This is a genomic window from Eggerthella guodeyinii (genome assembly GCF_009834925.2).
Taxonomy (GTDB): Bacteria; Actinomycetota; Coriobacteriia; order Coriobacteriales; family Eggerthellaceae; genus Eggerthella; species Eggerthella guodeyinii.
This window is the reverse complement of record NZ_CP063310.1, coordinates 2,384,436-2,397,393: the sequence shown is the minus strand read 5'-3', so window position 1 is coordinate 2,397,393 and position 12,958 is coordinate 2,384,436. Positions and strand designations below refer to the sequence as shown.

The following is a 12,958-nucleotide window of genomic DNA, read 5'->3' as shown; positions in this document are numbered from 1 at the left end:
GTACACTGATCGTATGGAACAAATGATCGAAAAACCAGGAGACTTCCCAGCGGGCGACGGGGGAGGCGGCAGGCCGCCTTTGAACGCGGCCCAGCGCGAGGCCGTCGAGGCGACCGAGGGGTACGTGCGCGTGATCGCCGGCGCCGGCACGGGCAAGACGCGGGCGCTCGCCGAGCGCTTCGCCTACCTGGTGAACGACCTGGGCATCATGCCGGGCACCATCCTGTGCGCCACGTTCACGAACAAGGCGGCGAACGAGATGCGCCGCCGCATCCGCCGGCTGACGGGCGACAGCGACACCGGCTACATCAACACGTTCCACGGCTTCTGCGTGTCGGTGCTGCAGGAGGACTGCCACGCCGTCCAGTACCCGAAGAGCTTCCTCGTGCTGGACAACGCCGACGTGGACGCCATGCTGCAGGTCGTCTACGAAGAGCGCGGGCTCACGCTGCGCGACATGACGTTCTCGAAGGCGCGCGACATGATCGAGATCATGAAGCTGAAGGAGCGCCCGGACTACTACCGCGACATGCTGGCCATGCCGCTCGAAGGCCTGCGGCAGAAGTACCTCGATGCGACGGACGCGTCGGACGTCATCTTCTACGGCTACCTCTACCAGGAGAAGAAGTGCTTCGGGTTGGACTACAACGACCTCATCGTGTTCGTGCTGTACCTCTTCGAGCAGAACCCCGACATCCGGTCGAAGTGGCAGAAGCGGCTCGAGTACATCATGGTCGACGAGTTCCAGGACATCGACGGCCTGCAGCACGAGCTCATGGAGGTGCTGGCCGGATACCATAAGAACCTGTTCGTGGTGGGCGACCCCGACCAGACCATCTACACCTGGCGCGGCGCGGACGTGCGCTACCTGCTGGACTTCGACCGCACGTTCCCGGGCACGCGCACCGTCATGATGCTGGAGAATTACCGCTCGGCGCCGCGCGTGGTGGCCGTCGCGAACTCGCTGATCGAGAAGAACCGCGAGCGCATGCCGAAGAGGCTCGTCGCCGCGCGCGCGGCCCACGGGCCCACGGTGTGGCATCATGCCAAGAGCTCGTCCGACGAGGCCGCGTGGATCGCCCAGGGCGTCCTCGCGCTGCACGGCGAAGGCGTGGCGTACCGCGACATGGCGGTGCTCTACCGCGCCCATTACGCGTCGCGGCCGGTGGAGGAGGCGCTGCTGCGCGCCGAGGTGCCCCATGCGGTGTACAGCGGCGTGCCGTTCTTCGGCCGGCGCGAGATCAAGGACGCGCTGTCGTACCTGCGGCTCGTCGCCTACCAGGACGACCTGGACTTCGCGCGCGTGGCGAACACACCCAAGCGCAACCTGGGGCAGCGGCGCATGGCCTTCCTGCGCGAGAAGGCCGACGAGTGGGGATGCAGCCTGCTCGAGGCGCTCGCGCGCTCGGCGGACGACGAGCTGTTCAAGCGCACGAAGGCGCGGCAGCTCCTGCAGCTGGTCGACCGCTTCCGCTCGTCGTACGAGGGGCGCCCCGTGTCCGAGGTGCCGCCGGCCGTGCTGTCGGAAAGCGGCTACGAGCGCGCGCTGCGCACCGAGGGCAGCCAGGAGCGTCTCGACAACCTGGCCGAGCTGAAGCAGTCGATCTACGAGTTCGAATCGACGTGCGGGGAGGAGGTGACCCTCGAGCACTACCTGGCGCACGTGGCCCTGCTCACGAACGCCGACGCGATGGACGACGCGCAGGACAAGGTGCGGCTCATGACCGTCCACGCGGCGAAGGGCCTCGAGTTCGCGCACGTGTTCCTCTGCTCGATGAGCGAGGGCGTGCTCCCGTCGCGCAAGACGAGCACGCCGCAGGGCATGGAGGAGGAGCGCCGGCTGGCGTTCGTGGCCATGACGCGGGCGCGCGACGGGCTGTACCTCACCGAGGCGGAGGGGCGCTCGCACGAGGGCGCGCCGCGCTACCCCTCCCGCTTCCTGCTGGACATCGACCCGGCGGCGCTCGAGTTCTCGAACAAGCCCGACGAGCGGCGGATCGAGGATGCGCGCGCCGCCTACGCGCTGACCGACCGTTGGATCGCCGACCTCGTCCGCGACGCGCGCTTTTCCGCGGGCGACCGCGTGGCCCACGCGGTGTTCGGCGTCGGGCGCGTGGCTGCCGTCGACACCGAGAAGCGCGCCTACGAGGTGGAGTTCGACGGGGTGGACACGCCCCGGACCATCTCGTTCAAAGCCAAGCTGGAAGAAGCCTGACGAGGCGCGCCCGGTCGTGTCCCGCGTCCTGTGCGCAGCCGTCCGCCCGTCGCCCGCCCGCCGAGTGCCCGCCCACCCGGCGATTGCCGGTCTGCCCGCCGCGCGGTCATTCGTCGCACAGCTGTTGCGAGGTGTTTCACGTGAAACATTTGTACGCGTATCAAGTGTGCGACGTGCGGGGGCGCTCCGCATCGACGGCCGGAAGCACCTTGGCGAACTCCTTTTCACCTCCGGCACCTATTACGCGCTTTTTTGCACAAAAACAGGCGACGTGCGAACCCGGAGGCTCTTGGCGCTCCCTACGAAGTTGGGTTTCAGGGCGTCGCGCATGTTTCGAAAATTCTCACTTCTCTGACCTGGGGGTTTCCGCGAGGCGCATCGGCGGGCGCGCATCGTGGCCCCGGGAGGTTTCGCACGTCGCCTGTTTTTGTGCAGAAACCGGTCGATTCCGTGTCCGGTCGACTGTTCTCCTCGGCATGCAAGGCAGCCGAGGTGCGTATCGGATGCGACAGCTGCCTCGTGCACGACCCGCTTCCTTTTGCAAACCGCGTGGAGCGGGGGCGCGCTCAGGGGAACGCTTGTGCGGTTTGCTATACTGACGGCATGGACGATCTCAACGACAACATCAACGACCTCGACGGTGCCGGCCCGTTCGGCTCCGACGACGGCCTCGGCACGCCCGACGCGGGCGGCGTGGAGCGCCTGACGGGCGACGCCTCGCTCGACGCGGGGCGCCTGCGCGACGACGAGCGCCTCGAGCGCGAGGGCCGCCGCCGTCCCGCGCTCAACCGCGCCGCGCGCGAGCACGACGCCGACGCCGCGCGCGCCGAAACCGGCCAGCGCGCCAAGCTCGAACGCATCAAGCGCGAGCTCGACAGCGTGCCCGCGCTGCCGGGCGTGTACCTGTGGAAGGACAAGTCCGGCCAGGTCATCTACGTGGGCAAGGCCAAGCAGCTGCGCGCCCGCATGCGCCAGTACGTGAACTTCCAGGACGAGCGCGCCAAGATTCCCCTGCTGGTGGACCAGATCGACAGCTTCGACTACCTCGTGGTGGAGAACGAGCACGAGTCGCTCGTGCTGGAGAAGAACCTCATCAACCAGCACGCCCCGTTCTTCAACGCCGACTTCAAGGACGACAAGTCCTACCCCTTCATCGCGCTCACGAAGGGCGACGTGTTCCCCGCCATCAAGTACACGCGCGAGAAGCACCGCCCCGACACGAAGTACTTCGGCCCCTACACCGACAGCCGCGCCGCCCGCGACATGGTGGACATCGCCCGCCGCGTCGTGCCGCTGTGCGCCACGTCGTGCGCCGACTGGCGCCAGCTCAAGCGCCGCCTGGAGAAGGACCCGCTCGCATCGGCGGCGCACGACGCGCGCCCGTGCTTCGACGCGCACGTGGGCCTCGGCCCCGGCGCGTGCTGCGGCGGCATCACGCCCGAGGAGTACCAGGTCAACGTCAAGCGCATCGAGCGCTTCCTGTCGGGCCAGCACCGCGAGTTCATCGACGAGCTGACCGAGGAGATGCAGGCCGCCGCCGCCGAGCTCGACTTCGAGCGCGCCGCGCGCATCAAGGCGCGCATCGACACCATCAACAGCCTCACCGACAAGCAGCACGCGGTGTCCACGCGCAACCTCGACGCCGACGTCGTGGGCCTGTTCCGCGAGGAGACGGTGGCGGGCGTGCACGTGTTCATGGTGCGCGAGGGCCGCATCATCAACTCCAACGAGTTCGTGCTCGATCGCGGCAAGGACGTCCCCGACGACGACCTCTTGCACATGTTCCTGCTGCGCTACTACGACGCCACCACGTCCATCCCGCACGAGGTCATCCTGCGCGACGAGCCCGAGGACAAAGCCGCCATGGAGGAATGGCTCACCGAGAAGCTGGCCAGCCCCCACGGCGCGAAGGTGCGCATCACCGCGCCGCAGAAGGGCGAGAAGGCCGAGCTCGTGGGCATGGCCGAGACGAACGCGAAGCACACGCTCATGCGCTACAAGGTGCGCACGAACTACGACGACAAGCGCATCAACAACGCGCTTTTGCAGCTGGAGAGCGCGCTCGCCCTCGACGAGGCGCCCATGCGCATCGAGTGCTTCGACATCTCCACCATCCACGGCTCCTACACGGTGGCCTCGATGGTGGTGTTCACGAACGGCAAGCCCGACAAGAACCAGTACCGCCGCTTCAAGATCAAGACGCCGCTCGACGAGGCGAACGACTTCCTGTCCATGCAGGAGGTCATGAGCCGCCGCTACGCGCCCGAGCGCATGGCCGACGAGCGCTTCGGCAGCAAACCCGACCTCATCATCCTCGACGGCGGCAAGCCGCAGCTGTCGGCGGCGCTCGAGATGTTCGATCGGATGGGCATCGACGACATCGCGATGTGCGGCCTGGCCAAGCGCGACGAGGAGCTGTTCGTGCCGTGGCAGGACACGGGCCCCGTTGTTCTGCCCAGCGGCTCGGCGTCGCTCTACCTCGTGAAGCAGGTCCGCGACGAGGCGCACCGCTTCGCCATCACGTTCCACCGCGAGCTGCGCGGCAAGGGCATGACGGCCTCCATCCTCGACGACGTGACGGGCATGGGCCCCGTGCGCAAGAAGGCGCTGCTCAAGCACTTCAAGTCGTTCAGGAACCTCAAGGCGGCCACGCTCGAGGAGATCAAGGAGGCGCGCGTCGTGCCCGAAGAGGTGGCCGAGGAGCTGTATCGCGTGGTGCAGCAGTATAATAGGGATCGGAAAGACGAGCGCGTCGTGGGAGGCGAGGCCGACGAGGCCGCCTGCCCGCCCGCAGGCGAGGGCCCGGCGGCCGTCGCGTCCGCCGTGGTGGACGCAGCCGTCGAGGCGGCCGTGCAGGGTGCGCGTACGGATACGGAAGGATAGCGCTATGAGCGAAGAAACCGCAGGCAAGACGGCAGACCAGGCCACCGACCTGAGGCACATGCCCGAGCTCGTCATCGTCACCGGCATGAGCGGCGCGGGCCGCACCGAGGCCATGCACTCGTTCGAGGACCTCGGCTACTTCTGCGTGGACAACCTCCCGTCCAGCCTGATCGGGAACCTGCTGGAGCTCACCGGCATGCCCGGCCAGCCCGACGAGAAGCGCCGCCTCGCCGTGGTGTGCGACGCGCGCAACCGCGATTTCTTCGCGAGTCTGGACGGCGAGCTCAAGAAGCTCAAGGAGCTGGGCATCGACTACCGCATCCTGTTCCTCGACGCGGCCGACGAGAAGCTCGTCGCGCGCTACAAGTCCAGCCGCCGCCGCCATCCGCTGTGCGCCGACGGCGCGTCCATCGCCCAGGGCATCGAGCGCGAGCGCGACCTTCTGTTCGAGGTGCGCGAGAACGCCCACCACGTCATCGACACCACGTCCATGCTGCCGCCGCAGCTGCGCTCGACCATCCGCGCGCTGTTCGCGCCGGGCGAGGAGCGCGCGGGCCTGTCCGTCACCGTGTACTCGTTCGGCTTCAAGCACGGCGCGCCGCTCGACGCCGACCTCGTCATGGACGTGCGCTTCCTGCCGAACCCCTACTACGAGCCCCAGCTGCGCGCCCTCACGGGCCTCGACAAGCCGGTGCGCGACTTCGTGCTGTACCGTCCCGAAACCGAGGAGTTCCAGGAAAGGTGGCGCGCGCTGCTCGACTGCGTCATGCCCGGCTACGTGGCCGAGGGCAAGCAGCAGCTGGCCATCGCCGTGGGGTGCACGGGCGGCCAGCACCGCAGCGTCGCGCTGGCCGAGTCCACCGCCGACTACCTCAAGGCGAAGGGCTACCGCGTGAGCATCGCGCACCGCGACCTCTCCCTCGCCGAGGGCGGCGAGGCCTCGGCGCGTCCGAGCGCCGCCGCCGGCCGGTAGGGGAGGACCCATGGCTGCCCGCCCGTTCACCCACGATCCGTCGGCCACGGCCGCGTTCGCCGCGCTGCGCGATTCGCAGCCCGTCGTCGCCCGCGACGAGCGCCTGCGCGTCGTCGTCATCGGCGGCGGCACCGGCGCTCCCGTGTCCATCCGCACGCTTCTGTCCATGGGGCTCGAGACGAGCGCCGTCGTGGCCATGGCCGACGACGGCGGCTCCACCGGCATCCTGCGCGAGGAGGCCGACGTCACGCCCCCCGGCGACGTGCGCAAGTGCATCGCCGCCATGGCGGCGAATCCGAACGACCCGCTGACCAAGGCGTTCAAGTACCGCTTCTCGTTCGCGCGCAACCACACGCTGGGCAACCTCATGCTGTCGGCGCTCGAGGACGCGGCGGGGTCGTTTCCCGAGGCCATCTCCATCTGCGAGCGGCTGCTCGACGCGCGGGGGCACGTGTACCCCTCCACGCTCGACCGCGTGACGCTCGTGGCCCGCACGCGCGACGGCCGCTCCATCGAGGGCCAGGCCGTGGCCTGCCACTCGCGCACGGCGCTCGAGTGCGTGGGGCTGCGCTCCGCCCACGAGGTGGTCCCCTACCAGCCGGCGCTCGACGCCATCCGCGACGCCGACCTCATCGTGCTGGGCCCGGGGTCGCTGTTCACGTCCATCATTCCGAACCTGCTCGTGCCCGGCGTGGTGGACGCCATCCGCGCGTCGAAGGGCTCCACGCTGTTCGTGTGCTCGCTCGCCGACATGCAGGGCGAGACGTGGGGCCTCGCCGCGCGCGAGCACGTGGAGGCGCTCATGGACCACGGCATGCGCGGGCTGCTGGACTACGTGCTCGTGCACACCCCGGTCACGCTGCGCCCCGACAGCCCTGCCACGGGCGTGTTCACCGCGGTGACCGGCGCCGATTCCGAGCACGCTTCCACCGCCGACCTCGACGACCTCGTGCTGTCGGGCCGCATCCGCCCCGTGCGCATCTGCTACCAGGACGTCAAGGCCATCCAGGCGCAGGGCCCCGTGGTCATCGCGCGCGACCTCGTCGATCCCATTCATCCTACCTGGCACGATCCCGCGTCGCTGCGCGACGCGTTTGCGGGGGTGTTGAAGCTATGTCGTTCACGGCGGAGGTAAAGGACGAGCTCGCGCGCGTCCCTCCGGTGTGCTCGCACTGCGAGAAGGCCACGCTGGCGGCGCTCGTGCGCATCGAGGGCACGCTGTTCTTCAGCGGCCAGGGCAAGTACCGCATCGAGATCGCCACCGACGTGCCGTCCGTGGCGCGCCTCATCATCAAGCTGCTGCACGAGCTGTACCACCTCGAGACGAACCTCACGGTACGCCGCAGCGTGCTGCACAAGACGCCGAACTACCTCATCGAGGTGCCCTCGCAGCCCCGCCTCGCGCCGGCGCTCGCGGACATGGGCGTGCTGTCGGCCGACGGCGGCCTGGAGCTGGGTCTCAAACCCGACCTCGTGGAGAAGCAGTGCTGCTGCGCGGCCTATCTGCGCGGCGCGTTCCTCGGCAGCGGCTTCGTGTCCGATCCGCGCGGCGACTTCCATTTCGAGATCACCGTGGAGAACGAGGACCTGGCCGAGGGCCTCGTCGACCTGCTCGACCGCAAGGGCATCCGCGCGCGCGTCATGCAGCGGCGCAGCTCCTACATGGTGTACCTCAAAAGCGGCAGCGCCATCCTCGAGTTCCTCGCGTTCGCCGGCGCGCACCAGAGCGCGCTGGCCATGGAGAACGCGCGCGTCATCAAGAGCGTGCGCAACGACGTGAACCGCATGACGAACGCCGAGATCGCGAACCAGGCCAAGGCCGCGAACGCCTCGGTCGACCAGCTGTACGCCATCCGCGTGGTGCTCGAGGCCCACGGCATGGAGAACCTGCCGCCCGCGCTGCAGGACTTCATCAAGCTGCGCGTCACGTATCCCGACGCCACGCTCAAGGAGCTGGGCGAGCGCGCGAACCCGCCCCTGTCGAAGTCGGCCGTCTACCACCGCGTCCGCCGCATCGAGCAGATGGCGAAAGAGGTCCAAGGCTAGGGGAGGGCAGGGCATGGGGACTGTCCCCCTGCGGGACCTTTGGACATCGGCGGCCGTCATGCGACAGCCCCTCGGCGAGCGGTGGGAAACTTCTGCGAATGGGCTGCTCGGTTGCTTTTTTTATACGCTGGCGAGATAGGGCTTGCCGCGAGGCAGCGATACCGGCTATGATCGGGACGTTCCTGCAATTCTAATGCGAGTATCTGAAAGGGGATACGCATGGCAATCAAAGTAGGCATTAACGGATTCGGTCGCATCGGCCGCCTGGCGTTCCGCGCGATGGTGAACGATCCCGAGATCGAGGTCGTGGCAGTGAACGACCTCGGCGACATTCCGACGATGGCCCACCTGCTCAAGTACGATTCCATCCACGGGCGCGCCTTCGACACGGTCGAGGTCACCGAGGACGGCTTCGTGGCCGACGGCCATGCGGTCAAGGTGCTCTCCGAGCGCGAGCCGGCCAACCTGCCCTGGGGCGAGCTGGGCGTCGACGTCGTCGTCGAGTCCACGGGCTTCTTCACCGACGGCACGAAGGCCAAGGCGCACCTCGACGCGGGCGCCAAGAAGGTCGTCATCTCCGCGCCGGCCAAGAACGAGGACATCACCATCGTCATGGGCGTGAACGACGACCAGTACAACAAGGACGAGCACAACATCATCTCGAACGCTTCCTGCACGACGAACTGCCTGGCCCCCTTCGCGAAGGTGCTCATGGACAACTTCGGCATCAAGCGCGGCTACATGAACACGATCCACTCCTACACGAACGACCAGAAGATCCTCGACCTTCCCCACAAGGACCTGCGTCGCGCCCGCGCGGCCGCCATGTCGATGATCCCCACCACCACGGGCGCCGCCCGCGCGGTGTCGCTCGTGCTGCCCGAGCTCAAGGGCAAGCTCGACGGCTTCGCCACCCGCGTTCCCACGCCGGACGGCTCGATGGTCGACCTCACGGTGGAGCTCGAGAAGGACGCCACCGTCGAGGAGATCAACGCCGCGATGAAGGCCGCCGCCGAGGGCCCGCTCAAGGGCATCCTGGAGTACACCGAGGACCCGATCGTCTCCATCGACATCGTGGACAACCCGCACTCCTCCATCTTCGACAGCGGGCTCACCATGGTGCTGGGCGGCGAGGGCAACTTCGTCAAGTGCATCTCCTGGTACGACAACGAGTGGGGTTACTCGAACCGCGTGAAGGACCTCGTCAAGATTCTTCTCTAGCAGCATTCTCTGGAACGAGCCTGCCTTGGCAGGCTCGTTTCGCGTTTAGACAGGAGGGCCCCATGGCCGACATCAAAACCATCGACGAGCTGGACGCGCACGGCAAGCGCGCGCTCGTGCGCGTCGACTTCAACGTGCCGGTGAAGGACGGCGTCGTCACCGACGACACGCGCATCCGCGCCGCGCTGCCCACCATCGAGAAGCTCGTCGCGCAGGGCGCGCGCGTCGTGCTCATGAGCCACCTCGGCCGCCCGGCCGGCGAGGGCTACGAAGAGGCGTTCTCGCTGCGCCCCGCCGCCCAGAAGCTCTCGGAGCTGCTGGGCAAGCCCGTCGTGTTCGCCGCCGACACGGTGGGCGACGACGCCCGCGCGAAGGCCGCGTCGCTGCGCGACGGCGACGTGCTCGTGCTGGAGAACCTGCGCTTCGACAAGCGCGAGAAGAAGAACGACCCCGCGTTCTGCGAGGAGCTGGCCGCGCTCGGCGAGCTGTACGTGAACGACGCGTTCGGCACCGCGCACCGCGCCCATGCCTCCACGGCCGGCGTCGCGGCGCTGCTGCCGGCGTACGCGGGCTACCTCATGCAGCGCGAGGTGGGCACGCTCTCGGGCATGCTCGAGGAGCCGCGCCGCCCCTTCGCCGCCATCCTCGGCGGCTCGAAGGTGTCCGACAAAATCAAGGTCATCGACGCGCTCATGGACACATGCGACACGCTCATCATCGGCGGCGGGATGTGCTTCACGTTCCTGCTGGCGCAGGGCAAGGCCGTGGGCACGTCGCTCAAGGAGGAGGAGTGGGTGGAGCGCGCGGCGGCCATGATCGCCAAGGCCGCAGACAGCGGCGTGCAGCTGCTGCTTCCGGTGGACGTCGTGTGCGCCGACCGCTTCGCCGAAGATGCCGAAACGCTCACGGTTTCGGTCGATGACATCCCCGGTGATATGATGGGCCTCGATATCGGGCCCGAGACGGCGAAGCTCTACGCGGACGCCGTGGCCGAGGCCAAGACCGTGTTCTGGAACGGCCCCATGGGCGTGTTCGAGATGGCCGCGTTCGAAGCCGGCACGAAGGCCGTGGCCGAGGCCGTGGCCGCCAACGCCGACGCGGACACCATCATCGGCGGCGGCGACAGCGTGGCCGCCGTCAACAAGTTCGACCTGGCCGACCGTATGACGTTCATCTCGACCGGCGGCGGCGCCTCCATGGAGCTGGTGCAGGGCGAGGCGCTCCCGGGCGTGGAAGCTCTTCGATAGAAAGGATGCAACCGATGCGCAAACCCATGATGGCGGGCAACTGGAAGATGAACAACACCATCGCCGAGGCGGTGGTGCTCACGCAGGAGATCTCGAACAACTACGAGAAGGAGTGGGTCGAGGACGTGGACATCGTCATCTGCCCGCCCTACGTCGACCTCAAGCCGGCCAAGACCGTGCTCGACTTCGACAAGACCAAGATCGCCGTGAACGCCCAGAACGTGTACTGGGAGCCCTCGGGCGCCTACACCGGCGAGATCTCGGTGCCCATGATCAAGGAGATCGGCTGCGCGGGCAGCATCGTGGGCCACTCCGAGCGCCGCGAGCTGTTCGGCGAGACGAACGAGGACGTCAACCGCAAGGTGAAGGCGCTCGTCGAGGGCGGCCTGTACGCCATCGTGTGCGTGGGCGAGTCGCTGGCCGTGCGCGACGAGGGCACCACCGAGGAGTACGTCACGGCGCAGGTGCGCGCGGCGTTCGCCGGCGTGGACGCCCTGGACGCGCAGCGCTGCGTGGTGGCCTACGAGCCCATCTGGGCCATCGGCACGGGCCGCACGGCCACGCCCGAGCAGGCCGAGGCCGTGTGCGCCGCCATCCGCGCCACGCTCGCCGAGCTGTACGGTCCGGCCGTCTCCGAGGAGATGCGCGTGCTGTACGGCGGCTCCATGAACCCGGGCAACGTCGAGGGCCTCATGGCGCAGCCGAACATCGACGGCGGCCTCATCGGCGGCGCCAGCCTCAAGGCCGACTCGTTCGTCCAGCTGATCAAGGCGTGCCTGTAATGTCGCAGGAACCGAACGCGCGCCCGCAGGCCCCCGCGCCCGCAGGCGGCCTTGTGCTTCCCGCGTGCCTCGTCATCATGGACGGCTTCGGCCTGGCCGAGCCGGGCCCGGGCAACGCCATCTCCCAGGCGCGCACGCCGTGCCTCGACGAGGTGTTCGCCACCCGCCCGTGGACGAAGCTCGAAGCGTCGGGCGAGGCCGTGGGCCTGCCCGAGGGGCAGATGGGCAATTCCGAGGTGGGGCACCTCAACATCGGCGCGGGGCGCGTGGTGTTCCAGGAGCTCACCCGCATCAACCGCGCCTGCGCCGACGGCTCGCTGGCCGCGAACCCCGTGCTGAACGACGCGTTCGCGGCGGCCGCGCGGCCGGGCGCGGCGCTGCACCTCATGGGGCTCGTGTCCGACGGCGGCGTCCATTCGTCCAACGAGCACCTCTACGCGCTCGCGCGCGCCGCGAAGGCGGCCGGCGTGGGGCGCATCGTGGTGCACTGCTTCATGGACGGGCGCGACGTGCCGCCGAAGAGCGGCGCGGGCTACCTCAAAGAGCTCGAGGCCGTGCTGGCCGAGCTGGCCGACGACGCGTGCGTCGCCGAAGTCGGCAGCATCTCGGGGCGCTACTACGCCATGGATCGCGACAACCGCTGGGAGCGCGTCGAGCAGGCGTGGCGCGCTATCGTGGCCGCCGAGCCGTGCACGGACGCGACGCCCGCCGAGGTGATGGCGGCCTCCTACGCCGCCGACGTCACCGACGAGTTCGTCGCGCCCACGGCGCTCTCCGGCCGCGGGGTGCGCGAGGGCGACGCGGTCGTGTTCTTCAACTTCCGCCCCGACCGCGCCCGCGAGATCACGCGCGCGCTGGTGGACCCGGCGTTCGCCGGCTTCGATCGCGGCGCGTACCCGCAGGTGAGCTTCGTGTGCCTGACCGAGTACGATCCCGAGATCCCCGCTCCCGTGGCGTATCCCAAGGAGTTCCCCGACGACGTGCTGGCCGACGTGCTGGCCGAAGCGGGCCTTCGCCAGTACCACATCGCCGAGACGGAGAAGTACGCCCACGTGACGTTCTTCCTGAACGGCGGTCGCGAGGAGCCCAAGGCGGCCGAGGTGCGCGCGCTCATCCCCAGCCCCAAGGTGGCCACCTACGACCTGCAGCCCGAGATGAGCGAGCCCGACGTGGCCGCCACGCTGGCCGCGGCCATCGACGCCGACGAGGCCGACGTCTACATCGTGAACTTCGCGAACCCCGACATGGTGGGCCACACCGGCGTTATCCCGGCCGCCGTGGCCGCCGTGGAAGCGGTAGACTCCGGCGTGTCCCAGGTGCTCTCGGCGCTCGAGCGCAAGGGCGGCGTGGCGCTGATCACGGCCGACCACGGCAACGCCGACAAGATGCTCGCCGAGGACGGCTCGCCGTTCACGGCCCACACCACGGCGCTCGTGCCGTTCGCGCTCGTGGACTTCGCGGGCACCGGGCGGGTGCTCGACGATCGGCAGGGCGCGCTCTGCGACATCGCGCCCACGCTGCTCGAGCTCGTAAGCCTCGAAGCCCCCGCCGCCATGACGGGCAAGAGCCTGCTGGCGTAACCGTCTTTGCA

9 protein-coding genes are annotated in these 12,958 nt (G+C 68.6%); all 9 read left to right on the top strand.

What is annotated here, in order from left to right:
• The first annotated feature begins 22 nt into the window (after positions 1-22).
• The 9 genes from GS424_RS10135 (at position 23) to gpmI (ending at position 12,947) form a co-directional block, all read left to right on the top strand.
• The gene (locus tag GS424_RS10135) at positions 23-2,215 is read left to right on the top strand and encodes an ATP-dependent helicase (protein WP_160942317.1); all 2,193 of its coding nucleotides are present in this window, start codon (positions 23-25) and stop codon (positions 2,213-2,215) included.
• Between the two features lie 603 nt (positions 2,216-2,818).
• On the top strand, positions 2,819-5,098 hold the full coding sequence (uvrC, locus tag GS424_RS10130) for an excinuclease ABC subunit UvrC (protein ID WP_244977512.1): 2,280 nt from the start codon (positions 2,819-2,821) through the stop codon (positions 5,096-5,098).
• Positions 5,099-5,102: 4 nt separating this feature from the next.
• The gene (gene rapZ, locus GS424_RS10125) at positions 5,103-6,071 is read left to right on the top strand and encodes an RNase adapter RapZ (protein WP_160942318.1); all 969 of its coding nucleotides are present in this window, start codon (positions 5,103-5,105) and stop codon (positions 6,069-6,071) included.
• Positions 6,072-6,081: 10 nt separating this feature from the next.
• A complete protein-coding gene (locus tag GS424_RS10120) occupies positions 6,082-7,206 on the top strand; it encodes a gluconeogenesis factor YvcK family protein (protein ID WP_154332151.1) in 1,125 nt (374 codons plus the stop codon).
• The gene (gene whiA, locus GS424_RS10115; RefSeq protein ID WP_154332150.1) at positions 7,185-8,117 is read left to right on the top strand and encodes a DNA-binding protein WhiA; all 933 of its coding nucleotides are present in this window, start codon (positions 7,185-7,187) and stop codon (positions 8,115-8,117) included. The genes GS424_RS10120 and whiA overlap by 22 nt, the downstream gene beginning before the upstream one ends.
• Before the next feature lie 219 nt (positions 8,118-8,336).
• On the top strand, positions 8,337-9,338 hold the full coding sequence (gene gap, locus GS424_RS10110; RefSeq protein WP_154332148.1) for a type I glyceraldehyde-3-phosphate dehydrogenase: 1,002 nt from the start codon (positions 8,337-8,339) through the stop codon (positions 9,336-9,338).
• Positions 9,339-9,400: 62 nt separating this feature from the next.
• Positions 9,401-10,585: a phosphoglycerate kinase gene (locus tag GS424_RS10105; RefSeq protein WP_160942319.1), complete on the top strand. Its 1,185-nt coding sequence runs from the start codon at positions 9,401-9,403 to the stop codon at positions 10,583-10,585.
• Between the two features lie 14 nt (positions 10,586-10,599).
• The gene (gene tpiA, locus GS424_RS10100; RefSeq protein WP_154332146.1) at positions 10,600-11,367 is read left to right on the top strand and encodes a triose-phosphate isomerase; all 768 of its coding nucleotides are present in this window, start codon (positions 10,600-10,602) and stop codon (positions 11,365-11,367) included.
• Positions 11,367-12,947, top strand: coding sequence for a 2,3-bisphosphoglycerate-independent phosphoglycerate mutase (gene gpmI / locus GS424_RS10095; RefSeq protein ID WP_160942320.1), 1,581 nt, complete (start codon positions 11,367-11,369; stop codon positions 12,945-12,947). The genes tpiA and gpmI overlap by 1 nt, the downstream gene beginning before the upstream one ends.
• Positions 12,948-12,958 lie beyond the last annotated feature (11 nt).